Origin of the sequence: Brevibacillus choshinensis, from assembly GCF_016811915.1 — a bacterium.
Taxonomy (GTDB): domain Bacteria; phylum Bacillota; class Bacilli; order Brevibacillales; family Brevibacillaceae; genus Brevibacillus; species Brevibacillus choshinensis_A.
Map to the genome: position 1 here is coordinate 1,500,818 of NZ_CP069127.1, position 24,988 is coordinate 1,525,805.

Sequence of the window (24,988 nt, forward strand, 5' to 3'; positions counted from 1 at the left end):
CGATGTCAGTCAAGCAACTCGCAATGCCGCTCATTCAGGAACAAATCAACGAGCTGCGGGCGGGAGACAGGGTGGAGCTCACCGGGTGGATGTACACGGCCCGGGATGCCGCTCACGAGCGGATGGTCGAAATGGTGCAGGCCGGCGGTACGCTGCCAGTGGACATCGCGGGGCAGACCATTTATTACGTCGGCCCTACACCTGCCAAGCCGGGGCAGATCATCGGCTCGGCAGGTCCGACGACGAGCAGCCGCATGGACCCGTATACCCCTGTCTTGCTATCCCTGGGGCTAAAGGGGATGATCGGGAAGGGGAGCCGCAGCCAGTCGGTCAAGGAGGGAATCGTCCAGTCCCGGGCCGTCTATTTTGCAGCGATTGGAGGAGCAGGCGCTTTGCTGGCCAAGACCATTCGTTCGGCAGAAGTCGTCGCATTCCATGACCTTGGTCCGGAAGCCATCTACCGCTTGGAGGTGGAACGCTTTCCCGTCATCGTCATCAACGACATCTGTGGCGGCGATCTGTATCAGCAATCGCAATCCCTTTGATCCTGAATCACTAGACAAAGGAAGCCAGATACCCTATCCTAATCCTAACATCTGGATGACAAGTGAGAGTGAAAGTGAAAGGGCGAGCCATAGATGAGCAGAAAATTTGAATTGCGGTTGGAAAGCCATGAACTGGATACGCTGCATATCAAGGTGTGCCGCGTGCTTCGGGAAGCGATTTTGCGGGGGCATTTCCAGCCGGGAGAGCGACTCGTTCAAGAAGAGCTGGCCAGCTCCTTGGGGGTCAGCCGCATGCCGGTGCGAGAAGCGCTCCGCAAGCTGGAAACGGAGGGCCTGGTCATCATCGAGCCGCACCGCGGCGCCATCGTCAAATCGTTGTCGGTGGAGGATATTCAGGAAATCTACGGACTTCGCGCACAATTTGAAAAGATGGCGGTAGAGATGAGCGCGGCGCACATGTCCCAGGCTGACATCGATCAGCTGGAAGAGCTGGTGGTGGCGATGGAGAAATCCAGTGACTCGACCGAATTCATCGAAAGCAACATTGAATTTCACCGACTGCTCATCAGCCGCTGTACGTGGAAGCGTCTCGTGAGCTTCATCGAAACGCTGTGGAATGGCTTTCCTCAGCAGACGCCACAGATGCTCAACGACCAGACTGAAAAATCAAACAAAGAGCATCGGGACATTTTGCAGGCGATCAAAAACGGAAATGCAGCGGAAGCGGGGAGACTGGTTCACGGGCACATCAGGCGCACGGGTGAAAATCTGGTCAAAAGCTTGCAAGATACGCTGGAATAGCAAACAGGCATAGTACCGCCCAGCTTTTATCGGGTATGGTATTATGCCTGTTTTTATAGGTGGAATCTATCGAACAATTTTGAAAGCTCCCCATTTACAGACGGGTGAAAAAGGTGTAGTATATGGTCATTCAACAATGTTGAATAAAAGGAAACAATAGTGCGAGGTGAACGCTGCGTCAGTTTAGATGCAGCCGGGAGAACATCGCAGAGATGGGTTCTTTTGAAAACGTTTTTGCAAGAAATGAAAGCGGTTCAATTTATGGTGAGTTCGGAAGCAGCGGGCACAATCCCGCTAACATTCAACGTAGAGTAGGAGAATGCGAGATGACTACCAGCAGGGTATCGGGATTTTACAAACTATCCCCTGAGGAAAGACTTGAGAAAGTGGCACAGGAGTGTCAACTTACGAGTGAAGAAAAGCAAATCTTGTCAGGCGTCATCGCTTTTCCATTGCGCACGGCAAATGCCATGATTGAAAATGTAGTCGGCATCATGTCGATTCCGCTTGGGATCGCGACCAATTTCAAAATCAACGGGGTCGATCGATTCATTCCGATGGCGACCGAAGAGGCCTCTGTCGTGGCTGCAGCGAGCAACGCCGCTCGCACCGCTTACGATCTGGGAGGCTTCCACACCTCTCTCAGCGGATCGATCATGCGAGGACAGATTCAAGTGGTGGACCTGACTGACCCGTACGGTGCAATGGCCCGAATCTATGAAAACAAACAAGAGATTCTGGATCGCTGTAATGCAAAAGATCCGACACTTGTTTCGCTGGGCGGCGGCGCGATTGACGTCGAAGTGCACGTGATCGAACGGGCCAAGCAGCCGATGGTCGTGCTGCATCTGCTCGTGGATACCCGCGATGCGATGGGGGCGAATGCCGTCAACACGATGGCAGAGGCAGTGGCTCCTTACATTGAAGAGATTACATCCGGCCGCGTGGTGCTGCGCATCATCTCCAACCTGGCAGATCGTCGCCTGATCCGTGCACGTGCGGTATTCTCCACCGAAGAGCTGGGAGGCAAGGAGGTAGTGGACAACATCATCCGCGCCTACGAGTTTGCCGAGTGCGATCCTTACCGCGCGACCACGCACAACAAAGGGATCATGAACGGGATCTCCGCCGTCGTGCTCGCGACAGGCAATGACACACGCGCCGTAGAGGCAGGGGCGCACGCTTATGCGTCTGTATCCGGCCGCTATCGCTCGCTCACTCGCTGGGAGCTGAATCGGGAAGGCAATCTGGTGGGAACCATTGAAGTGCCGATGGCGGTAGGGATCGTCGGGGGAGCCACCAAATCCCATCCGACTGCTCGTCTCGGCTTGAAAGTGATGGGGATTACCAATGCGGAGGATCTGGCAGGAGCAATCGCAGCTGTCGGGCTGGCGCAAAACCTGGCTGCCATGCGCGCGCTCGCCGCAGAGGGCATTCAAAGAGGTCATATGGCTCTGCATGCACGCAACCTCGCGATGATGGCAGGTGCCCGTGACGACCAGATCGACCAGATCGTAGCGCAAGCGATCCTGGAAAAGGACGTGCGCTATGACCGCATTCTGGAGCTGACCAAACAATTGCAGGAGGGGGTTGCCAATGGAAACTGAAATGGTGAAGAAAGAACAACAAGCGACGGCTGCTCAGAGAGAGTACATTGAAATTTTGGGCGATACGGTCGTACCTGTACGAATCCTCTCTGCGATTGTGATCAGCATATGTCTCAGCATCGGCGGCTACTTCTTGGGGAAAAGCATTTTCCCCAAGATCGCGGAGGCCAAAATGGTCGGATCGTATTCGCTGCTGCTCGGTATCGCAGGCAGTGTGATCGGCTTGATCATCTGTGCAAACCTGTTTAAACCGAGCCGGATTCTGACGGAAGAAGAAACGTCCACCGAAGGGCTGGAGGAGGTTCTGCTCAGCATGCAGGTAGATCCGGGCGCCGAGTATGATCTGATCAAAGACGATCCTGTGACGAAAAAAGAGATGGAAGAACTGGGGATTTTGGAAACATTCAAGCGTAGCGGGGGGCGAGCGTAAGCATGAGCGTACTGATGATATCCATTTTACTCGCACTCGCGGGTGCCATCATTTTTTCCTTGATCGGCTTAGTCTCGGGTACTGATGAAACCGCTATCATGGTCCCGTTCACCTTGCTTGTCATTTTGCTCGGCGCACCGCCGGAAGCTGTCTTTTCGTTCTTCATGGCAGCCGTATTGGCCAAGCATCTCACGCATGCGATCCCGACCGCACTCATGGGGATTCCCGGCGATACGACGGCAGTGCCTTTGATCGACCACGCGTCGGCTCTGCGCAGATTGGGCGTGCCTCACGTGGCCCTGCGCAAAATGCTGTCCGGCGGTCTGATCGGCGCTTTCATCGCACTGCCGACTGCGGTTTTGTTCGGTCAGTTTCTGGGGCAATTCGCAGACTTTTTCAAATCCTCATCCGGGCTGATCTTCACCTTGGCTGCCATCTTGATCGCATACTTCTCCAAAGGGAAATGGGTAAGCGTCCTGATGATCATCCCGTTTGCTTTCTTTATTAAGAGTATCGATACATTCAGCTTCAGTGTCGTGGAAAAGCACCTTAGCACGAGCTTCTTCCTGGGCATCGCGATCGGACCGATGCTCTCGGACATCTTGTTTTCCCTGTCCCCGACTGCGCGTAAAGGCATGATCCGCCAGAGCGCCAAGGAATACCACCTCGCACCGGAGACGAAAGGATGGAAGGGCTTTTTCCCGAATCCGTTCCGTGTACTGACGGGCAGACAAACCGCTTATACAGCGGCTACATCCTTTGTTTCATCCCTGACCTTTGCCTTCAGTCCGGTGGGGATGACGTCCCTGATGGGGGAAATCGTGGGCTCCCGCAACAAAGGCGTGTACAAGAAGTCCACCTCCAGTCTGGCCTCCATGAACGGGGTGACGGAATCCACCTACATTGCCGAAGCGATCATCCCTCTTTTGGCATTCGGCATTCCGCTCAGCCCGGTGGCGCTTGGTCCTGCATCACCTTTGTTTAACGCACCGCCCGTATTTACGAGCGATCCTGTCAACAACCTGCATAATATGATGACACCATGGGAGTTTTTCCTCTACGGCCTGATCGGCCTGGTCATCGCAGCTCTCATCGCGTATCCATTTGCCATGAATTACGCGCGCAAGGCGACAGTCTTTGTCATGAAAAACATCAGTCAGGAAGCGATTGTCGGAATGTTCATCGGTCTGGCTTGCTTGCTCGCCTTCCATGAGGCGCAGCTCGTCGGCGTCATCCTTACCCTGACCATGGCAGCGGTGGGAGGACTGATGAACCGCGTACTGGGAGTGAGCTCCGGCGTACAATTCATGATCTTCTACGGCTCCACTTACATGATGTCAAAACTGCTTGGAGTTTGATGCAAATGAAATTCGATCCGAAAAAGATCACCATCAAAGAAGTTGGTCCACGTGACGGCTTGCAAAACGAATCCGTGTTCGTCCCGACGGCAGACAAGATTGCCTGGATCAATCAGATGTCGCATACCGGGCTGTCTTATCTGGAGGTGACTTCATTCGTTCATCCCAAATGGATTCCGGCTTTGGCGGACGCCGTAGAGGTAGCGGCAGGCATCGAGCGAGTGCCGGGTGTCACCTATGCCGCCCTCGTTCCGAATGCCAAAGGACTGGAGCGGGCGCTGTCAGCACGGATCGACGAAGTGTCGGTCTTTCTGTCAGCCAGTGAGACGCACAATGTGAAAAATATCAACAAAAGCCGAGAAGAGACGTTTCCCATCTTGGCGGAAACCACGCGGGATGCGCTAGCGGCAGGCAAGTCTGTTCGCGGATACGTCTCTACTGTGTTTGGCTGCCCGTATGAAGGGGCAGTTGCCATCGAGGATGTCATCCGTGTCACGGATGCGCTTCTGGAGATGGGAGTGAGCGAGGTGTCTCTCGGAGATACCATCGGAGTGGCTCAGCCACGCCAGGTGCAGGAAGTGCTGGAAGTATTGCTGAAGCGCTTCCCAGCGGACAAATTGGCGATGCACTTCCACGATACCCGCGGCATGGCGATGGCGAATGTACTCGTTTCCTTGGAGATGGGGATGACGACCTTTGACAGCTCGCTCGGCGGACTGGGCGGCTGCCCGTACGCTCCCGGTGCATCGGGAAACATCGCCACGGACGATTTGCTGTACATGCTGCATGGACTGGGCATGGAGACCGGAATCGATGGGGAAAAGTTGCAAACCGCAGCTCTCTTCATTCAGGAAAAGATGGGGCGTCCGCTGATGAGCCACAGCATGCAGGCGTGCCAAGCGTAACCAAATAAACAGCACAGCGGCCGTACGGAGAATCTGATCCGAAACGGCTGCTGTGCTGTTTTTGATTTAGGTGAAGCGACTATTGTTGAATGTGGTTTTGGTCCATGTACACGATTTCCCACAGATGGCCGTCTGGATCCTGGAAGCTCCAGCTGTACATAAAGCCATGATCGACAGGCTCATTGTAATGAGTAGCGCCTGCTTCCAGCGCGCGGTTGACCAGCACATTTACTTCCTCGCGGCTTTCAGCGGACAGTGCCACGATCACTTCGGTATGTTTTGTCGCGTCTGCGATTTCCTTCTTGGTGCTCTGGATGAAGGATTGGAAGAATTCCTCCGTGAGCAGCATGGCGTAAATATTTTCGCTGATGACCAAGCATGCAGCCTGCTCGTTGGTAAATTGCGGGTTGAACTCGAACCCCACCTTGGAGAAGAATTCCATGGTGCGATTCAGATCCTTGACCGGAAGATTGACGAAAATGTTGTTCGTTGCCAAGCGGGATCACCTCTGTCATAGATTTCCTGTTGGAACAGGGTTCATTTCTCTCATGAGTCTAGTAAACCATAAATGGGAGGAACAGGTTTCTTATCGATTGCTAAAAATGGATGCGGTTTGGGCTTTGAGTCGCAGCCAATTTTCAATTCCCTGCAAAGGGGCAGGCGGGTTTTTGAAAAGAGGAAAGGTTACCATAGAAACTGCTTTTCAAATCCCGACAGGTATGATGTGATAGAAAAGATAGAGAAGATTCGTACTCGCTAAAGCTGGGGTGAATGCATGCGCTTTTATACCAAATACATCAAAAAATACGGAGTCGTATTCTGCATATCCCTCTTCTTTCTGACGGTCGAGGCGTTGTGTGATCTCATGCTGCCGACCATCATGTCGCGGATCGTGGACGTAGGGGTAGCGAATCGAGATTTGGATTACGTGCTTTCCACAGGCGGACTGATGCTAGGAGTGACGGCGCTGGGTGCGATTGCGGCATCGATGCGCAATATTTTGTCTACGTATGTCTCACAAAACTTCGGTGCACAGCTGAGGGCGGATTTGTTTGCGAAGGTGCAGTCGCTGTCTTTTGAGAACATCGATCGGTTTGACCGGGCCTCCCTGGTGACCAGGCTGACCAATGACGTAGGGCAGGTGCAGGTGTTCGTAAACGGCATGATGCGTATCTTCGTCAAGGCTCCGCTCATGTGCATCGGCGGACTGTTCATGGCGACGCAGCTGAATCCCAGATTGGCGATCGTTTTGGCCGTGGTCGTGCCAATCGTGGGACTGTTTATTTTCTTGAATATGAAGATTGGCTTTCCTTTTTTCCAGAAGGTGCAGCAGTCATTGGACAAAGTAAATGCAGTGATGCGGGAGTATTTGTCCGGAGTGCGGGTAGTCAAGGCATTTAACCGTTTTGACTTCGAGGTCGGCAAATTCAGCAAAGCAAACGAGGAGCTCCAGACGAGGTCCGTCTCTGCTACACGCGTCATGTCCATTTTCAGCCCGGCCATCATGCTGACGGTCAATCTGGGAATCGTTGCGGTGCTGTGGCTGGGGGGAATGATGGCAGAGGCAGGCGATTTGCAGGTGGGGCACATCATTGCCTTTACGAACTACATGACGCAGATCCTGTTTTCGCTCATGCTGATTTCGATGGTGTTCAACATGTTTGTGCGGGCCAAAGCATCGGCCGGACGGATTACTGAGGTGCTCGCCCAAGAGAATCGGATGACATGGGAGGAGCAGGCCACCCAGTCAGATTGCGTAAAGGGTCGCATCGACTTTGAGCAGGTGTCCTTTGCCTACGCAGGCACACAGGGGGAGCCTGTCCTCAACAACATCACGTTCAGCTGTTTGCCGGGAGAAACGGTGGGGATCATCGGCTCCACGGGTTCGGGAAAAAGCAGCCTGGTCGGTCTCATTCCACGTTTTTACGATGCCACGGAGGGAACGATACGGGTCAATGGAGAGGATGTCCGCAAGATCGACCCGAAGCTGCTGCGAGAGAAAATGGCCATCGTTCCGCAAAAGACCACGCTCTTTTCAGGAACGGTCATGGAGAATATCCGTTGGGGGAAAGAGGATGCGTCCTACGAAGAAGTGGAGCAGGCAGTCAAAATGGCGCAGGCGCATGACTTTCTGGAGCGCACTCCCGATGGCTATGAAGCGCGGGTAGGGCAGGGCGGCATCAATTTTTCCGGCGGGCAAAAGCAGCGGCTCTCCATCGCGCGGGCATTGGTGCGCAAGCCGGAGATTCTCATCCTCGACGATAGCACGAGTGCGGTGGATGTAGCGACAGAGGCCAAGATCAAGGAGGCCCTGCGCGAGTATGCCCGAGGTCTGACATGCATCCTGATCGCCCAGCGGATCACATCCGTGATGGACGCAGACAAGATTGTCGTGCTGGACCATGGCGAGCTGGTGGGAATCGGCACACATGAGAGCTTGCTGGCATCTTGCCGTGTCTACCAGGAGATCTTCCAATCCCAACTCGGCAGGGAGGTGCAGTAGGATGTCACAGGAACAAAGTCAACAGCCGCAGCAGCCCCCCATGTTTCCAGGCAGACCGGGTCGCGGACTTGGCCATGGCGGGAGGGGAGTGCCGGTCGTGAAACCGAAAAACTTCAAGGGCACTCTCCGCCGTCTGTGGCAAGCCTTTGGGAAAGAAAAGAAAGTCCTGCCGATCGTCTTTGGCATCGTTCTGGTGGATGCTGTACTCATGCTTCTCGCCCCGTACCTGATCGGGAAATCGATCGATGCGATATCTGGGGGGGAAGCGGCGCTGGGTCTGCTCGGCATTACGATTCTCGCCTTGCTCATCTCCTACATCGCAGATGGAGTGCTGACTTTTTTGCAAAGCTGGCTGATGGCGGGTCTCTCGCAGCGCATCGTGAAGAATTTGAGGGCTTCCCTGTTTGACAAGCTGCAAAAGCTGCCAGTGTCCTTCTTCGATTCCCGTCCGCACGGAGAGCTCATGAGCCGGCTGACCAATGATATCGACAACGTCAGCAATTCCATCTCGCAATCCACCGCGCAGCTGATGTCCGGGGCGGTCATGATTCTCGGCTCTCTCATCATGATGCTCATTTTAAGTCCGATTTTGACGCTGGCTTGCCTGATTACCGTACCGCTCGTCTACTTGCTGACGAGGAGCATTGCGAAAAAGACCAGTGTGCTCTTTAAAAACCAGCAGGTTCAGCTCGGAAAGCTGAATGGACACATCGAAGAGACGGTCTCCGGCATCCAGGTAGTCAAGGCGTTCAACCATGAGCAAAAAGCGATCCAGGAATTTGATGCGATCAATACGGAGCTGTCCCGGATCGGGATGAGAGCCCAAGTCTTGTCCGGGTTTCTCATGCCGATCATGAACGTCATCAACAACCTGGGGACTGCGATGGTGGCTGTGGTCGGCGGCGTCCTGGCTGTCAAAGGCATGATTTCGATAGGGGTCATCGCCAGCTTTCTCAGCTACTCTCGTCAATTCGTGCGACCGCTCAATGATCTGGGAAATATCTTCAACGTCCTGCAGTCCGGTGTCGCCGGAGCAGAGCGGGTGTTTGAGGTGCTGGATGAAAAGGAAGAGCCGGATGATGTTGCGGATGCCGTGGAGCTGACGCAGCCAAGAGGCCATGTCGTGTTTGATGACGTCAGCTTTGGCTATCAGCCAGATCGTCCGATTTTGAAGCATGTCTCCTTTGAAGCCAGGGCAGGAAGCACCACGGCGCTCGTCGGTCCTACTGGTGCGGGGAAGACGACCATCGTCAACCTGCTGACGCGCTTTTACGATGTGACGGGCGGCGCCATCTACCTGGATGGAAAAGACATCCGGGAGTACACGCGCGACAGCTTGAGGCAGACCTTTGGCTTCGTGCTGCAGGATACGTACCTGTTTTCCGGGACGATCAAGGACAATATCAAGTACGGCAGGCCAGACGCGACGGACGCGGAGGTCGAGGAGGCAGCCGCGATGGCAAACGCCAGCGTGTTTATCAACCGGCTGCCCAAGCGCTACGAGACACAGCTGACAGAAAACGGCGGCAATCTCAGCCAGGGTCAACGTCAGCTGCTCGCCATCGCCCGTGTCATTCTCGCCAAGCCGTCCGTATTGATCCTGGATGAAGCGACGAGCAGCATCGATACGCGTACAGAGCTGCATATTCAGGATGCGCTGATGACCTTAATGAAGGGACGCACGAGCTTTGTGATCGCACACCGCCTCAATACGATCCGGGATGCCGATACGATCATGGTCGTGGATCAGGGGGAGATCGTGGAAAAAGGTGATCACCAGTCGCTGATCGAGCAGGAGGGCGTGTACCACCAGCTGTTCTTCAACCAGTTTAAAAACCTGGAGGCTACTGCGGAGTCATCCTAAGCGAGAAAAAAGGAAGCTGTTTCGGCTCTACGTGAGATCCGATGCAGCTTCCTTTTCGATTTGCCCGAAATGAGCGAGAACAAATTCCTTAAAGCGCAAGGCGGCAGGAGACAGGTAGCCGCCATCGACCAATGCCATCCCGATGACCCGGTGGCACTCTGGCTCGCGAACGCGGATATGTGTGATTTTGCTTTTATCGATACCGTGCAGGTCGGGAAGGAGAGAGACGCCGAGCCCGGCAGCGACGAGCCCTGCGACGGTAGCCGCCTCTTCGCCCTCAAATGTGATCTTGGGCTGAACCCCGATTTCCTCAAACAGCTTGTCGGTCGTCCTGCGCAGTGCGTAGCCTTTTTTTAAAGAGATGAAGGATTCACCCGCGAGCTCCTCTAAGTGGATGCTCTGCGCTCCTGCCAGGCGGTGGCCGATCGGCACGATGGCGAAAAGCTCCTCGCTCCAGAGCGGCGTCCACTGGATCGACATCTTCGTCTCCGTCGGTTCGGCGAGCAGGCACAGATCCAGCTCCCCCGCATCCAAATGCTCGAGAAGCGAATAGCTGTGGTTTTGCATGAGGGAAAAGCTGATCTGGGGTGCTTGCGTGCGAAAAGCGCCGATCAGGTCAGGGATGAGACTGGTGCCGAGCGTATGCAAAAAGCCCAATGACACTGCACCGTGCTCGGGATGGACCAGGTCGCGCAGCTCCTGCTTACCGTCCTCCCATTCCTTCAGGATGCGGTTGACTCGCCTAAGCAGCAGCTCCCCGTAGCGATTCAGCATAATGGTTCGTCCCTGTCGGTCAAACAGTGGGACTCCTACCTCTTCCTCCAGTCGTGCGATGGAACGGCTGAGAGCCGGCTGGGAGAGGGACATGGACTCGGCAGCGCGCGTCACATGCTGGATGCGGGCGAGGGTCTGAAAATATTCGAGTTGTTGCCACTCCATGAGGCGTACCTCCTCGTATGAAATCGCTGTTCTTTCATTACCTGTATGCATTGAAATCATGAATACAATAAATTATACATTATGAATTGTCAATGATAGTATAAAGGTGTGAATAGGAACGGACTTATTGGGAGGTTTCATCATCATGGGTTACATTCAGCAAGGCACAGCTGCTTTTCGCAAGTCCAACCTTGCCTTTTTTGCGGCCGGCTTCAATACGTTTGCCATCCTGTACAGCACACAGCCGCTGCTGCCGGAATTCAGCCGGGAATTTCACGTGTCGCCGACGATGGCGAGCCTGTCGCTGTCGGTGACGACCATTGCACTGGCTGTCAGCATGCTGCTTTTTGGGACGATATCCGAGGTGTGGGGACGCAAGCCCGTCATGATCGGCTCCATGCTCGTCGCCTCAGTCTTGTCCATTTTGACTGCTTGCAGCACCAGCTTTGAGAGCCTGCTGCTCTTTCGGGTCATTCAAGGAATCGCCTTGGGGGGACTCCCTTCCATCGCCATGGCGTATTTGGGAGAGGAGATCAATCCGTCCAGTCTCGGGGTCGCGATGGGCTTGTACATCAGCGGCAACTCCGTAGGCGCTGTCAGCGGGCGCATTATTTCCGGAATGCTGACTGACTTTTTCAACTGGCATGTTGCGATGGGGTCGATCAGCGTCATCAGCCTAGTCGCGAGTCTGATTTTCTGGTTGAATTTGCCGAAATCGCAAAACTTCCATCCGCGAGCTCCGGAAGTCGGAAAGCTCGTTTCGTCCATGATCAGTCACCTGAAAGATCCGGGGATGCTCTGCTTGTTCGGGATTGGCTTTCTCATTTTAGGCAGCAATGTGGCTTTGTACAATTACATCGGGTACGTGCTGACTGCTCCGCCGTACTCGCTCTCGCAAACGCTCGTGGGCTGGATCTTCATCGTCTTTCTGGTCGGGACGTTCAGCTCAGTGTGGATGGCCAAAAAGGCCGAGAAGCACGGGCGGCAAAAAATGCTGCTGGTCTCGCTGCTCATCACGCTGGCAGGCGCTTGCCTGACCCTTGACGGACATTTGTGGATCAAAATTTTGGGTCTGCCGATCCTGACCTTCGGATTTTTCGGCAGCCATTCGATTGCGAGCAGCTGGGTGGGACGGCGTGCCCTGCACGATAAAGCCCAAGCCTCTTCGCTGTATCTGTTCTTTTACTACGCAGGCTCCAGCATTGGCGGAACGGCAGGAGGCGTCTTCTGGTCTTCCTTTGGCTGGGGAGGCGTCGTGGGAATGATCGCAGGCTTCATCGTGATCGGTTTCGTCCTCGCAGCCCGTTTGGCAAAAATCCCGCCTGCGACCGCCAGCCAGCCGCAGGCAGTGAACGATCTTTCGTTAGCGAAATAAGGATAAAGGAAAGAACCCGTCTGAGGCAGAGGGGTTCTTTCTACTACGAAGAATGTCCAATTAGCGTGTTGCAAGTCTCTTTTTCGACTCTCTGACCTCGGGATCCCGAGGTTTTTTATATTCTCACGAAGCTCTCCTGATGAATGCCCTGAAAAAAACCCCGAGCAGTGTCCCTACTAACCGTAGCGTTTTCTCCTTTTTCCTCCCCACCACTACAGTCCGAACCAAGCTTTACACTCAATGTCCTTCCTGAGACTCAAACAGGCTCGCTTCCCGGTAATTGACGTCGAGACGAAGCTTTCCTGCGAAATGACGATCGATGTCTCCCTGTTCATACATGGTTTGAATTTCGTTACGCTCCGATTGGATCGCCTTGAGCTCCAGCTCTTTTCGCTGCAAGCTCATATGGCGTCGGGAGCCGCTTCGGCGTTTGTTGTTTTGGTATTGCAGGGCCATGGCCCGATAATCGGCCAGCACCGTGAGGACAGCATCCCGGTTTTCCTCTGTCTGCAGCTCTTTCAGCTTGCCGATCGCGGTCTGGATGGCTTCCAGCTTCAATTCCTTGTAGCTGCCCCACTGCGGATCAGCAGGCGTGATGACGCTCGGGATGCGATTTTTCCCTTTTAACAGGCGACGCACAGAAGACCACGCCAGCATGAACAGGAGCTTGATCTTTACCCGATTGGTCAGCACCAGCTCGATCCGGTTCAGCGATGCTCGGAAATAAGCGGCGATCTGGGGGGTAACGCGCTCTTCCCGCAGCCAGCGCTCGCCGACCCCCCGTTCCGCCTTCAGCGCCTCCAGGCGGACGCCGACCATTGCTCGCCAGGCTTGCCCGAGGTCGGCAGTTCCTTCGAACCTCGTTTGTTGCAGGCGTCGGGTATACTCGCCGATCAGTTCGGCTCCCTCTTGCTTGTTTTCCTCGTTCGTTTCCTCGCGAACGGTACGCAGACCGGCATCCAGCACGCGGATTCGGGCGTTCCGTTCGATTTCGGCCCGATTCTCGGCGTGCTCACCGGCGTCTTCCGATTTTCGAGCGAGCAAAGGCAGAAAGATGCTGGCGGAAATCAGCGTAAGCAGGATGACCCCTGCGCAGATGAAGAGGATCAGATCTCGCTCCGGAAAGGGACTGCCATCAGCCAATACCATCGGGATGGAGAAGGCAGCAGCCAGCGTCAGGGCTCCGCGGACGCCAGAGAGTGCGGTGATCACGGTAGAGCGAAGTTGACGATCTCTCGCCCATACCACGAGGAAGCGCAAGATCATCAGGACAGCAGTAATCAAAAAGATGTAGCCGATGACTTGACCGTTCCGGTAAGCAGGATCTTCCCATATTTTCGACACGACGCCCGGGATTTCGAGCCCGAGCAGGAGGAAGACAAGCCCGTTCAGCGAGAAGAGGATGACAGACCAGGTGCTATCGGACACGATTCGGAGGCGAACGGAGGCGGATTCCACTCGGTCTCTCTCGATCGCATGAACGACGCCGGCTGCGACGACAGCCAAAATGCCCGACACATGACATTCTTCCGCAGCGATATAGATGATGAACGGGGTGAGGATGATGATCAGCATGTGCAGCGTGACGTCCTCGATCCCGAGGCGCCGCAGGAACAGCCGCAGCCAGACGACTGCAAAGCCGAGTACAGCGCCGATGATCAAACCGCCAAGCGCAATCACCAGAAAGCTTCCGATCGCCTCGGGCAGCGAGAAATAACCCGTCACGGTAGCTGCGATGGCAAAGTTGAACGCGACCAGCCCGGAGGCGTCGTTCATCAACGCTTCGCCTTCAAGCAGCCGCATGATCTTTTTGGGCAGTTTGATGCGACCTGCGATCGAGCCTACCGCCACTGCATCAGTCGGTGAAAGGATCGCAGCGAGTGCGAAAGCCGCAGATAGAGGGATGGCGGGAATCAGCCATTGAATGAATGGGCCTGCCAAAAGCACGGTGGCGAATACGAGGCCGAGTGCTAAAAGCAAAATGTAGGTTCTAAGCTTCCACAGTTCATCGCGGGGAGTGATTTTTCCATCGTTAAAGAGCAATGGAGCGATGAACAGTACCATGAATAACTCAGGATTCAGGGGGACGTGATGAAGGCCGGGCAGAAACGCGGCTGCAATCCCGAGAGCAATCTGAACGAGTGGCACGGGAATGAAAGGTACGAAGCGCTGGATGACATTGGAGACGCCAATGAGCAGCAGCAGCACGAGCACCATCAATAAAATCTCCATATAAGAATTTGGCTCCTTCGAATTATTGTCGCTCCGTTAACATACTGAACCAGATGCCGGGAGCTTATTCTCTTGGGGGCAAGTGTTTTCCTATTCGTTACCCAAGTTCGCGGATCATCACCTCCTAGGGATGCAAAAAATAATAAAGCCCTCACTGCAGCAGCGAGGGCGGGATTGCCTAGAAAGATCAGATGACCAAAGACAGGGCCATGATCAGGATGATGGCGACAACGGAAAGGATCGTCTCCATCACCGTCCAGGTCTTGAGCGTATCCTGAACGGACATATTGAAATATTCCTTGATGAGCCAAAAACCAGAGTCGTTGACGTGGGACAGAATCAGAGATCCGGATCCGGTCGCGAGCACGAGCAGCTCGGGGCTTGTACCCGGGATTTGCAGGGCGATGGGTCCGACGATACCTGCTGCAGTCATCATGGATACCGTAGCAGACCCTGTTGCGACCCGGATCAGAGCAGCAATCAGCCATCCCAAAAAGATCGGGGAAATAGCGGATGCCGTGGCCAATTCTGCGATGTAGTCGCCCACACCGCTGTTGAGCAGCACTTTGTTGAAAGCACCACCCGCACCGATGACGAGCAGAATCGTAGCCGTCGGAGCCAGACAATCGTTGGTGAATTTCAGGATGTCATCCTTGGTAAACCCACGATTGAAACCGAGCGTCCAGAATGAAATGATGACGGCGATCAAGAGGGACGTAATCGGATTTCCGATGAAGTCTGCCCACTGGCGAAGCATGTCTTCTTTCGGTAAATTCACATCCGCGATGGTCGCGAGCAGCATGAGCAGTACCGGCAGCAAGACGGTAAAGACCGTGATGCCGAAGCTGGGAAGATCACGCTCATCCTTTGGCTCGCTAAGCTGAGAGGCGAGCTCAGGCGAAATGCTTGTTTTGACGCGCTTGCTGATCCAGGTGCCGTAGAGCGGGCCCGCGATGATCGCAGAAGGCAGCGCGACGATGATCGACAGCATGATGGTTTTCCCGACGTCCGCTTGGAACAGATCGACCGCAGCCATCGCAGCAGGGTGCGGAGGAACAATGCCGTGCACGATGGACAGGCCGGCAATCAAGGGAATCCCGATTTTGATGAGGGATACCCCCGTTTGACGAGCGATCGTAAAGACGAGCGGAATCAAAAGGACAAAGCCGACCTGGAAAAATACCGGAATCCCGACAATAAAGGCGACGAACATCATGGCCCAATGGACGTTTTTCTCGCCAAACCGGTTGATCAGCGTACGGGCAATTCGCTCCGCACCGCCTGATTCTGCCATCATTTTACCAAGCATGGTCCCCAAGGCGAGCACGATGGCGATAAATCCGAGGGTTCCGCCCATGCCATCTTTGATCGAATCGACAACTTTGACGAGCGGCATGCCGGATGCGATACCTACAAATCCGGCAGCGAGCAGCAGGGAGACGAACGGGTTCACTTTAAAGCGGGTGATGAGAATAAGCAGCAATACGATGGAAATCAGCGTAATGACTAAAGGCATGAATGACCCTCCCTTGATGTCAGGCTTTCAGTGATGGATTGGATCTATCTATTTGTGCAGCTGCTTTTGGAAGTCTGCGATGAGCTTGTATTCCTGGAGCAGGTTGTAATAGACACGCTCGTAAATGTAAAAGAGCTGCAAGTACGTGCTGGAGTATTCCAGATTCGGCTCATGCCGATGGGAGATATGAATCAAGCTCTTGACATCATGGAGATTGTTCAAGGCACCCAAGGCGTGCATGGCGAGCAGTGCCGCGCCGAAGCTGGAGCTTTCATGGCTTTCTGGAATCAGTACCTCGTAGCCGAACATATCGGACATGATTTGTCTCCATTGCCGGGAGCGGGCAAAGCCTCCCGAGGCTCGGATCTCGGTCGCTCCGCCGGCCAGATCACGCAGGGCGATACCGATGCTGTAGACGGAGAACAGGATGCCTTCGAGCACAGCCCGGATGAAATGCTCTCGCTTGTGATGCAGTCCGATTCCGAAAAAAGAACCGCGTGCCTGGGCATTCCAGTAAGGTGCGCGTTCGCCGGAGAGGAAGGGGAGAAACAAGAGACCTTCAGCGCCTGCGGATACGTGCTCGGCAGCCTCGATCATGACATCGTACGGATCGACCCCCATCTGCTTGGCTCGCTCCACCTCCGGCCAGCTGAATTCGTCACGGAACCAGCGAAGCATGATCCCGCCGTTGTTCGAAGGTCCGCCGATCACCCAGTGGTTTTCGGTGAGCACGTAACAAAACGTGCGGCCCTTTGGATCCGTGATGGGCTCAGGAACCACCGTGCGTACGGCTCCGCTCGTTCCGATAGTGATGGCGACCTGCCCGGGATCGATGGCGCCAATTCCCAGATTGGCGAGGACTCCGTCGCTGGCACCGACCACAAACGGCGTATCCACATCGAGGCCGATTTCCTCGGCGTAGCGAATTTTCATGCCACGCACAATATGGGTGGTCGGCACAGGCTCGCTTAGCTGCTGCTTGGTGATGCCAGCCACGTGCAAGGCTTCTTCGTCCCAATCGAGCTTGCGCAAATTGAACAGTCCCGTTGCCGAGGCGATGGAGTAATCCACTACGTACTGTCCAAAGAGCCGATGGATGACATACTCCTTGATGGAGATGAATTTGGCAGCCCTGCGGAACGTATCAGGAGCTTGTTCGCGCAGCCACATGATTTTGGGCAGCGGCGACATCGGATGGATCGGCGTCCCGGTAGCGAGGTAGATGCGGTGTCCGACTCCGTCCTGCTTCAGCCGTTCTGTTTGGGCCGTACTGCGGTTATCTGCCCAGATGATGCTGTGAGACAGGGGGCTTCCATGGTGATCGACGGCGATGAGGCTATGCATGGCGGTAGAAAAACCAATCCCGCCGATGTCGTGCTTGTCTACATCAGCCTTTTCAATCGCTGCTTTCAGGGCTGAAATGACGGCGGCAAAGATCGTTTCCGGATCCTGCTCCGCCCAAGACGGCTGGGGAACGAGCAAGGGATAATCGACATTGCCGATACCTCGTACCGCGCCCGATGGCGTGAAGACGATCGCCTTGGTGCTCGTCGTCCCGATGTCCAGTCCGATAAAATAGGTTTGCTTCATACGGGTTCACCTTCTTTTGTATACGCTTTCATGCTGAACCTAAAGTGATAACGAGATTATAACGAAATTTTTTTCATTTGTTAATACTAAAGAAAAAAATTATTTCATATCTTTCTTTCCTCATGGGTAGTATTGCCCGTATTGGGTAAAAATCGAAAAAAGAAAAACGCCTGTCAATCACAGGCGTTTGAGCGAGATGGCCTCTCGGATGTGCTGGATGTTGAGGATGGTCTGCTCTTGGCGGCGCAAGGACACCGCGACGTAGAGGAGGTCGATCAGACTCAGCTGGGCGAGTCTGGAGGAGAGTGCTTCCGTACGGAATACGGTTTCACGAGAAGTCGTGTAGAGACAGATGTCAGCCAGGCGTACGAGCGGGGACTTCCCGTAGCTGGTGATCCCGATCGTTTTGGCGCCAGCCTCTTTTGCGACCCGAAGTGCTTCCAGAATATCCTCGTTCGAGCCCGAATGGGAGATCCCGACAGCCACATCCCCTTCCGACAGGAGAGAGGCGGACATGACCTGATAATGGGCGTCGGAGTGATGGATACAGGGGATGCCTGTCCGCATAAACTTGTGATAGGCGTCCTGGGCGATCGCTGCCGAGCCGCCCGATCCGTAAAATTCGATGCGCCGCGCCTGTTCCAGGCATCCCACGATCTTCATCAGCGCGTCCTTGTCAATGATTTGCTGGGTATCTCGCAGGGTCTCGATGTTGGCCGTGAAAATTTTATCGGCGATCGAGCCCAGATCATCATCATCGAGGTTGATTTCCTGGTAGATGGATTGCTTGGGATTGGTCATTTCGCTCGCCAGCGCGATCTTAAAGGCCTGATATCCCCGAAATCCGAGGCGGCGGCACAGACGAAAAACGGTCGCATCCGCACATTGGCTCTGATCGGCCAGCTCGGTAATCGACAAGTGTACGACGTTGCTTGCATGTTCTAAGATGTAGTCGGCAATTTGCTTCTCTTTGCCGCTCAGTTGTGAGTAAATGGCACGCAGCTGAGTGAGCACGCTGGGTGGGGCATGAGTAGAATGATCGGCCAAAAGAAAAGCACCTCCAAGAAATGGTGACCTTTTCACTCATTATAGAAAAGGAACAAGACCGTTTCCTAGTTTCAAAAAAATTTTCTTCATTTCTAATGAAATATGAAAATTATTATCATATAATACAACTAACCGAGATTGATCTCAAAGGAGTGACGTACTCATTATGAAACTGGCGATACTGGGATTGGGCAAGATGGGCTACAACCTGACATTGAATTTGCTTTCCCACAAGCATGATGTTGTAGCCTACGATGTAGAACCGAAGCGGGCAGATGAACTGGGACGCGAAGGAGCCATTCCTGCTTATTCCATCGAGGATGTCGTCTCCAAGCTGGAGGCGCCGCGCGTCATCTGGCTGATGGTGCCGGCCGGTGATATCGTGGATGAGCTGGTGGACAAGCTATCCGGGTTGCTTTCTGCAGGAGATATCGTCATCGACGGAGGCAATTCTCACTACAAGCAGTCCCTTGCGCGCTATGCGCGTTTGCAGGAAAAAGGCATTCACTTTCTGGATGCAGGAACGAGCGGCGGCATGGAAGGAGCTCGGCGCGGGGCTTGCATGATGATCGGCGGCGACCGGGAAGCGTTTGCTCACATCGAGCCGATGATTCGAGACATCAACGTGCCGAACGGCTATTTGTACGCAGGGGAAGCGGGCAGCGGGCACTTCCTGAAGATGATTCACAACGGGATCGAATACGGCATGATGCAGGCGATCGGGGAAGGATTTGAGGTGCTGGAAAAAAGCCCGTACAACTACGATTTCGCAGAAGTAGCCCGCGTCTGGGCAAATGGCTCGGTGATCCGCGGCTGGCTGATGGATTTGACAGAGCGCGCATTCCGCAAAGATGCGAAGCTGGATGAAATCCGCGGGGTCATGCATTCTTCCGGCGAAGGCAAATGGACGCTGGAAACGGCCCTCGACCTGCAGGCTGCGACGCCTGTGATCGCCATGTCCCTGTTGATGCGCTACCGCTCCCTCGAGGAAGATACGTTCCATGGCAAAGTCGTGGCGGCGCTGCGCAATGAATTTGGCGGACACGCGGTGGAAAAGAAGTAGCTCGGATCGATCAGACAAAGGCCAGAGAATCTAGGCTCTCCGGCCTTTTTGGCGTGGTCATTTTCTCTTAGCAGCACTGATACGAAAAATAGCAGTTATCAAACTTCCTCGCACGCAAGTCATCATTCGTGATCACGAAATAGATCGTCCCGACATCTCCCCACATGACGTTCAGGTTCGTTTCATCCGTATCTACCTGGAGCAGCAATGTATAGGGGCCACCGGATTCCACATTCCGGAAGTAATCGATTTCCTCAAACACGTCGCCTTGGATGTTGTGGGGATGCCCCAGTATCTGATGATTGCAAACATAGGAGCCGTTGATTTCGGAGAAGGACGGTAGAAACTCGTCATAGTAAGTGTCCCATAATTTATCTGGCACCGTGATCCCGTCGGAGTGCAGGGAGAGTCCTTTGCGCAGGAGCATATCATTGGCAGGAAGCGTTCCGTTTGGATGGTCGCCGGGATAGGGAACGGGCTTCAGGGTGGAGAAATCACCATCAAAGAACAGGACCCGCCAACCATCGCGATCAGTGAGCTCCCCATAGACGGATTGTTCGGCCGCTTCGTAAAAGAAATAGAGGAGTCCGTGCCCGGGAAGCTCATTCGGGACTCCTATCGCCTGGATTTCCGCGAGGTTGAGCTGCCCGATGAAAACAAGCGGCTCATCATGAAAAGTGGGATAGGTCCATCCGGGAGGCAGGTCCGGACTTCCACCCAACCGGCTTTTTCCCACTGCTTGCGCTTCGGATTTGGCCGGCTGTACATGGATGCATTCGTGCAGATGGGCGAGGATGTTCTCCTCCATGTTCTGCAGGCCAAGCCTCTGAATCAATGCTTTTACGTGCTCGATCATCTGATTTCTCCTTTCCAACTGCCCGATCAATGAGTGATTGCGACAGGACCCATAAAAGAGTGTTTGGTAATCCTTTCCTTTTGATGATAGAGAAGACAGCTGTTTCCCGCAAGTGCAGCATCACGGGAGCAAACAGAAAAACACAACGGCACGCAGCGTGTCATGAGCTGCGTGCCACTGTGCAGATTCGTCTACAGTCGAGCCAGGTAGGCATCCAGCTGGTCAAAGGTACCGCCAAAGCCTTGATGCATGCTGCCGTGCATATCCGCAAAGTTTTGCAATTCTTCTTCGGTAGCGTTCCATGGCACGCCGTGGAGTGTGAGGATCGTCTTGCCATTATCCTCAGTGAATGTCCACGTATTCAGGACTTCTAGCGGCCACGTCTCGCTGAAGGGAGCGCGGATGATGTTGCCTTCCTCATCAGAAAAGGAGTTCGAAAAGACGATCTTTTCAGGGACATCGATTTCCCGATAAACGAATTTCCCCCACAGTTTATGCCCATCAGGCGTTTCCATGCTGTAATGGAAGATTCCACCCGGGCGAACATCCAGCTTGGCGACACTCAGGTTCGTACCTTTTGGCCCCCACCAATGCTGCAGGTGCTCCGCTTGGGTAAAAGCTTGGAAAACGAGCTCACGTGGCGCGTCAAATGTGCGGGTGATTACGAGATCAATGGTTTTGGACATGGGAATTCCTCCTGTAAAATGGATTACTTTGAGAGGCTCAAAGCACCAGCAGCTTTGCATCTTTTGTGGTGATAGACATAGGATCCGCCGATGATGATGTACCCGATGAGGAAGAACAGCAGACCGCTGGGCGGATCACCTACCGCGAGACTCGAGTACATAGCGCCGGTCAAATCGATCACGAAACCGGCATACGCCCATTCCTTTACACGTGGAAATCCGGGAGTCAGGATGGCTGCCACACCCAGCAATTTCGCGACGCCGATAAACGGGAGAAGATAGGCGGGATAACCCAAATGCTGGAACAAGGCGACGGCGTCGGGGCTGGACATGATATCAGGGATCGAACCCAAGCCCATTAAGGCGACCATAAGTACGGTGAAGATCCAGTAAATCACTGTTATTTTTTTCATCAGCTCATTCCCCTCCCACGAATGTCAACAATAAGGCGGCCAGTCGATCAAGCGTGGATTTTGCCCCTTCGATGGCGCCGTATTGGTCGACCGCTTTTTTCAATTCCTCGATGGACGTGAACAGCATTTTCATGGTGATTTCCGTCTTCGAGCCTCGCTCGGCAAACGTCACGGTTACGCGAAATTGTTCTTCTTCTCCATCTCCATGGGAGTATACGAGACGCTCCGGACGTACCACCTCGTGATAGAGGATCAGATTGTCATAATCCACGCCATCAGGTCCGTGCATGACGTAGCGCCAAACACCGCCGGGTTGTACGTTGATTTCCTGGACGGTGATGGTAAACCCTTTGGGACCCCACCAGTGCGGCAGATGCCGAGGATCGGTCCAGGCTTGAAAAACAAGCTCGCGACTTGCGGAAAAAATACGGTTGACGGTGAGTTCCCTGTCTTTCACGAAGGTGATGGTTTCGGTGGAGAGATTTGATTCTTGCAAGTTTTCCTTCCTCCTTTTCGTTTCGCTTGACGTATCCGGTACGTTTACTGCTTTCCTTGGAGCTTCTGCAAATATTCCTCCAAGCGGTCGAACTTTTCTTCCCAGATGTGACGATACGTGATGACCCAATTCTCCAGTTCACGGAATGGCTCAGGCCGCAGCTGGTAGATCCGGCGGTTAGCCTGCACCTGCACCTCTGCGATACCGGCCTCTGCGAGCACTTTTACATGCTTGGATGCTTGCGGTTGTTGCAAGCGAAGTCGTTTGGCTATGTCTCCTACCGAGAGTGGTCCATCACGCAGAAGCTCAACAATGCGCATGCGGTTTGGTTCGGAAAGAGCATGTAACGTTTTGTTCATGAACCAAATATACTCCATAAGGAATATTCCTGTCAAGGAATGTTATGTGGGTTTCTTTTGCGTATTTTTTTCCAATTATTTCTGTCATTCATCAGGAGAATAGGCGATAATGAACAAGTTGTCCGATTCATGGATTGGACTGTTTGGTAAATAAAGGGGAAAGGAGGTTAATCGCTTCATGATTCGAAAAATTCTGGTCGCGCTGGTGTCCTCGATTCTGTTTTGCCTGGTGCTGGCGTGGATCAACTACACACCTGCAGCAAAGCAGCAGCCAGATACGTACCATTGGCCATACTTTACTCTGATGTTGATCTATCTCATTTATGCAACTCCTGTATATGTAGTGGGAGGCGTGCCAGCTTCCATTTTGATAGAAGCTCTGAACGATAAAATCGCGTGGGCCAATCCGGTCATTGTCTATTTGTTCCGCCTGATCACCTATGCGATTGCAGGAGTGGTGCTGATGGCGCTCTTTCAGATCATCATCGACCCCACAAGTCTCTCGCAGCTGCCACAAGGATACGGGTGGGGGATCGCCGCATCGCTCCTTTACCTGCACGTATGGTTGCTCAGCCATTTGGTGAAGAAGGAAAAAAGGGGGATATGGTAGCATGTCTCTTGGAGGCTTTCAAAGCGGCTTTCACGCCCGTACAGTGCCGCGCTCCCAGGTGAAGTGGGAGACCTACCTCATCTGCAGTCACGGATGCGAGGAGGTAATCCAGCTCATTTCTCACGTCTCGGGCGAGGTCGAATTTGAGCTGTGCCGGGTGGAGGCAGAGCGAATGGGACGGGTCCTCCTGGAAGCAGCCCGATCAAAAAGAGAATCGTCAACCCGACTTTCATAGGTCGGGTTTTTTCTATGATAAGCTGAAGATTTTAAAAATTGACACGATGTCAATGTCTCAGTATATTATTGAATGTGATGTCATATTCTTTGAAAGGGGTTACATTCATTCGAGAGAGAGAAGAAGGCTAGGAAAGCAAGTTTTGCAAGGACATCTACATTGGGTGAATAGGGAGATGAAATATGGGGAACTTCGAGAAGGAGCAAGGCTTAAAGCGTGAGCTGAAGACAGGCCAGCTTACGATGATGGCCATGGGCTGTGCGATTGGAACGGGATTGTTTTTGGGAAGCGGTCTTGCCATTGGAACAGCAGGACCGGGTGTTTTGATCAGTTATGCGATTGGGGCTTTCATCGTCTTGCTCTTGATGGGATGCCTAGCCGAGATGACGGTTGCCCATCCGACTTCCGGAGCATTCGGAACGATCGCGGAAAAGTACATCAGCCCCGGTGCAGGTTTTCTTGTGCGTTATTCCTACTGGATCGCGAATGTGCTGGCCGTCGGCGTGGAAGTGAGTGCGATTGCAGTCTACATGAACTTCTGGTTCCCGAGCGTGCCGGGGATTGTGTGGATCTTGTTCTTTGCGGCTGTGTTGATTTATGTGAACTGTACCAATGTGCATACGTTCGCTACATTCGAATATTGGTTCTCCATGATCAAAGTAAGTGCCATCGTGCTGTTCATTCTGCTGGGGGCTTACATCTTGACGGGAGGCTCTGAGTCGTCCGCATCCGGTTCAGAAAATTTTGCCAGTTCTGACCAGTTCATGCCATTCGGCTGGTGGGGAATCTGGGTGGCCGTTTTTATCTCCTTGTTCAGCTTCCTGGGTACGGAGCAGATCGCAGTGACTGCGGGTGAAGCAAAAGAACCAGATATCGCAGTGCCAAAAGCTTTGAAGGCAACGGTTTTCCGTCTTTCGTCTTTTTATGTTTTGACCATGGGCATCATGCTGATGATCGTTCCATGGCAATCAGCAGGTGTCGACAAGAGCCCGTTTGTAAAAGTAATGGAAATCTTGAACATCCCAGGTGCCTCTGGAATTATGAACTTCATCATTTTAACTGCCGCCCTGTCAGCGATGAACAGCCAGCTGTATGCTTCGACACGCATGATGTATTCCTTGTCTTTAGGAAAGCATGCTCCTGCTATTCTCGGTAAGCTGAGCAAAAAGGGCATTCCTACCTGGGCTCTTGTCATCTCTACTCTCGGCATCTTCGTGGCAGCAGGGGTAAATGCGCTTCTTCCCGATTCGTCCTATGCCTTCATGATGGGCATATCCATGTTCGGCTCCATCTTTACATGGCTCATGATCTTTATCTCCCATCTGTTCTTCCGCAAGCAATGGGAAAAAAATGGGGGACGCAAGCTGCCTGTGAAAATGATTGGCTTCCCTTATTTAACGATTTTGGGCGCAGTGCTTCTGCTCAGCTTGATCGTGTCGACTTGGTTCACACCGTTTAAAATGATGCTGCAATTCGGGATTCCGTGGCTCCTCTTCCTTCTGGTCGCCTACCTGATCTGGAAAAAGAAAAATGCGAGTCACCACCAGAGCAACAAGAACAATCATTTTCATTGATCCTTTTGCGAGCAGCAAAAAGA

At 53.6% G+C, this 24,988-nt stretch carries 24 protein-coding genes; 13 read left to right on the forward strand and 11 right to left on the reverse strand.

Translation table 11 applies throughout. From position 1 onward, the window contains the following. The first annotated feature begins 2 nt into the window (after window positions 1–2). The 6 genes from JNE38_RS07845 (at window position 3) to JNE38_RS07870 (ending at window position 5,607) form a co-directional block, all read left to right on the forward strand. A complete protein-coding gene (locus JNE38_RS07845; protein WP_203356037.1) occupies window positions 3–545 on the forward strand; it encodes a Fe-S-containing hydro-lyase in 543 nt (180 codons plus the stop codon). 93 nt (window positions 546–638) lie between these two features. Further along, complete coding sequence (locus JNE38_RS07850; protein WP_203356038.1) at window positions 639–1,307, forward strand: GntR family transcriptional regulator; 669 nt, start codon at window positions 639–641, stop codon at window positions 1,305–1,307. 326 nt (window positions 1,308–1,633) lie between these two features. Next, window positions 1,634–2,914 carry a hydroxymethylglutaryl-CoA reductase, degradative gene (locus tag JNE38_RS07855; RefSeq protein ID WP_203356039.1) on the forward strand — a complete coding sequence of 427 codons (1,281 nt, stop codon included), beginning with the start codon at window positions 1,634–1,636 and terminating at the stop codon, window positions 2,912–2,914. Next, a complete protein-coding gene (locus tag JNE38_RS07860; RefSeq protein WP_203356040.1) occupies window positions 2,904–3,344 on the forward strand; it encodes a hypothetical protein in 441 nt (146 codons plus the stop codon). Before JNE38_RS07855 ends, JNE38_RS07860 begins: the two co-directional genes overlap by 11 nt. 2 nt (window positions 3,345–3,346) lie before the next feature. Beyond that, window positions 3,347–4,702, forward strand: a complete 1,356-nt coding sequence (locus JNE38_RS07865; RefSeq protein ID WP_203356041.1) for a tripartite tricarboxylate transporter permease — start codon at window positions 3,347–3,349, stop codon at window positions 4,700–4,702. 5 nt (window positions 4,703–4,707) lie between these two features. Beyond that, entirely contained in the window at window positions 4,708–5,607 is a 900-nt protein-coding gene (locus JNE38_RS07870) for a hydroxymethylglutaryl-CoA lyase (protein WP_203356042.1), read from the forward strand. Between the two features lie 79 nt (window positions 5,608–5,686). Here JNE38_RS07870 and JNE38_RS07875 read toward each other — a convergent pair whose 3' ends face one another. Then, window positions 5,687–6,103, reverse strand: a complete 417-nt coding sequence (locus JNE38_RS07875) for a VOC family protein (protein WP_275296689.1) — start codon at window positions 6,101–6,103, stop codon at window positions 5,687–5,689. A 279-nt stretch (window positions 6,104–6,382) separates the two neighbouring features. Between JNE38_RS07875 and JNE38_RS07880 the strand changes: the two genes are divergently transcribed. Further along, the gene (locus JNE38_RS07880) at window positions 6,383–8,110 is read left to right on the forward strand and encodes an ABC transporter ATP-binding protein (RefSeq protein WP_203356043.1); all 1,728 of its coding nucleotides are present in this window, start codon (window positions 6,383–6,385) and stop codon (window positions 8,108–8,110) included. Between the two features lies 1 nt (window position 8,111). Beyond that, window positions 8,112–9,974 carry an ABC transporter ATP-binding protein gene (locus tag JNE38_RS07885; protein ID WP_203356044.1) on the forward strand — a complete coding sequence of 621 codons (1,863 nt, stop codon included), beginning with the start codon at window positions 8,112–8,114 and terminating at the stop codon, window positions 9,972–9,974. Between the two features lie 27 nt (window positions 9,975–10,001). Here JNE38_RS07885 and JNE38_RS07890 read toward each other — a convergent pair whose 3' ends face one another. Beyond that, on the reverse strand, window positions 10,002–10,913 hold the full coding sequence (locus JNE38_RS07890; RefSeq protein ID WP_203356045.1) for a LysR family transcriptional regulator: 912 nt from the start codon (window positions 10,911–10,913) through the stop codon (window positions 10,002–10,004). Window positions 10,914–11,058: 145 nt separating this feature from the next. On the opposite strand from JNE38_RS07890, the gene JNE38_RS07895 reads away from it, so the two are divergent. Continuing rightward, window positions 11,059–12,288 (forward strand): MFS transporter, encoded by a 1,230-nt coding sequence (locus JNE38_RS07895; RefSeq protein WP_203356046.1) that lies wholly within the window; start codon window positions 11,059–11,061, stop codon window positions 12,286–12,288. Window positions 12,289–12,525: 237 nt separating this feature from the next. On the opposite strand, the gene JNE38_RS07900 is transcribed toward JNE38_RS07895, so the two are convergent. From JNE38_RS07900 to JNE38_RS07915, 4 genes are all read right to left on the reverse strand, one after another. Then, window positions 12,526–14,520: a Na+/H+ antiporter gene (locus JNE38_RS07900; protein ID WP_203356047.1), complete on the reverse strand. Its 1,995-nt coding sequence runs from the start codon at window positions 14,518–14,520 to the stop codon at window positions 12,526–12,528. A gap of 187 nt (window positions 14,521–14,707) precedes the next feature. Then, on the reverse strand, window positions 14,708–16,036 hold the full coding sequence (locus JNE38_RS07905; RefSeq protein WP_203356048.1) for a GntP family permease: 1,329 nt from the start codon (window positions 16,034–16,036) through the stop codon (window positions 14,708–14,710). Window positions 16,037–16,084: 48 nt separating this feature from the next. Further along, window positions 16,085–17,626 carry a gluconokinase gene (locus tag JNE38_RS07910; protein WP_203356049.1) on the reverse strand — a complete coding sequence of 514 codons (1,542 nt, stop codon included), beginning with the start codon at window positions 17,624–17,626 and terminating at the stop codon, window positions 16,085–16,087. A gap of 177 nt (window positions 17,627–17,803) precedes the next feature. Then, window positions 17,804–18,673, reverse strand: coding sequence for a MurR/RpiR family transcriptional regulator (locus JNE38_RS07915; protein WP_203356050.1), 870 nt, complete (start codon window positions 18,671–18,673; stop codon window positions 17,804–17,806). Window positions 18,674–18,839: 166 nt separating this feature from the next. On the opposite strand from JNE38_RS07915, the gene gnd reads away from it, so the two are divergent. Beyond that, window positions 18,840–19,736, forward strand: a complete 897-nt coding sequence (gene gnd, locus JNE38_RS07920; RefSeq protein ID WP_203356051.1) for a phosphogluconate dehydrogenase (NAD(+)-dependent, decarboxylating) — start codon at window positions 18,840–18,842, stop codon at window positions 19,734–19,736. Window positions 19,737–19,803: 67 nt separating this feature from the next. Here the strand turns inward: gnd and JNE38_RS07925 are convergent, their stop codons facing one another. The 5 genes from JNE38_RS07925 to JNE38_RS07945 form a co-directional block, all read right to left on the reverse strand. Further along, complete coding sequence (locus JNE38_RS07925; protein ID WP_203356052.1) at window positions 19,804–20,592, reverse strand: YwqG family protein; 789 nt, start codon at window positions 20,590–20,592, stop codon at window positions 19,804–19,806. 191 nt (window positions 20,593–20,783) lie between these two features. Then, the gene (locus JNE38_RS07930; protein ID WP_203356053.1) at window positions 20,784–21,278 is read right to left on the reverse strand and encodes an SRPBCC family protein; all 495 of its coding nucleotides are present in this window, start codon (window positions 21,276–21,278) and stop codon (window positions 20,784–20,786) included. Window positions 21,279–21,301: 23 nt separating this feature from the next. Continuing rightward, window positions 21,302–21,691, reverse strand: a complete 390-nt coding sequence (locus JNE38_RS07935) for a DoxX family protein (protein WP_203356054.1) — start codon at window positions 21,689–21,691, stop codon at window positions 21,302–21,304. 4 nt (window positions 21,692–21,695) lie between these two features. After that, window positions 21,696–22,187, reverse strand: coding sequence for an SRPBCC family protein (locus JNE38_RS07940; RefSeq protein WP_238933588.1), 492 nt, complete (start codon window positions 22,185–22,187; stop codon window positions 21,696–21,698). Between the two features lie 44 nt (window positions 22,188–22,231). After that, window positions 22,232–22,546 (reverse strand): ArsR/SmtB family transcription factor, encoded by a 315-nt coding sequence (locus tag JNE38_RS07945; protein WP_238933589.1) that lies wholly within the window; start codon window positions 22,544–22,546, stop codon window positions 22,232–22,234. A gap of 178 nt (window positions 22,547–22,724) precedes the next feature. Here JNE38_RS07945 and JNE38_RS07950 point away from each other — a divergent pair, with 178 nt between their 5' ends. The 3 genes from JNE38_RS07950 to JNE38_RS07960 all read left to right on the forward strand — a co-directional run bounded on the left by JNE38_RS07950 (window position 22,725) and on the right by JNE38_RS07960 (window position 24,965). Next, entirely contained in the window at window positions 22,725–23,156 is a 432-nt protein-coding gene (locus tag JNE38_RS07950) for a hypothetical protein (RefSeq protein ID WP_203356056.1), read from the forward strand. A gap of 1 nt (window position 23,157) precedes the next feature. Beyond that, window positions 23,158–23,391, forward strand: a complete 234-nt coding sequence (locus JNE38_RS07955) for a hypothetical protein (protein WP_203356057.1) — start codon at window positions 23,158–23,160, stop codon at window positions 23,389–23,391. A gap of 182 nt (window positions 23,392–23,573) precedes the next feature. Beyond that, window positions 23,574–24,965 carry an amino acid permease gene (locus tag JNE38_RS07960; RefSeq protein WP_203356058.1) on the forward strand — a complete coding sequence of 464 codons (1,392 nt, stop codon included), beginning with the start codon at window positions 23,574–23,576 and terminating at the stop codon, window positions 24,963–24,965. Window positions 24,966–24,988 lie beyond the last annotated feature (23 nt).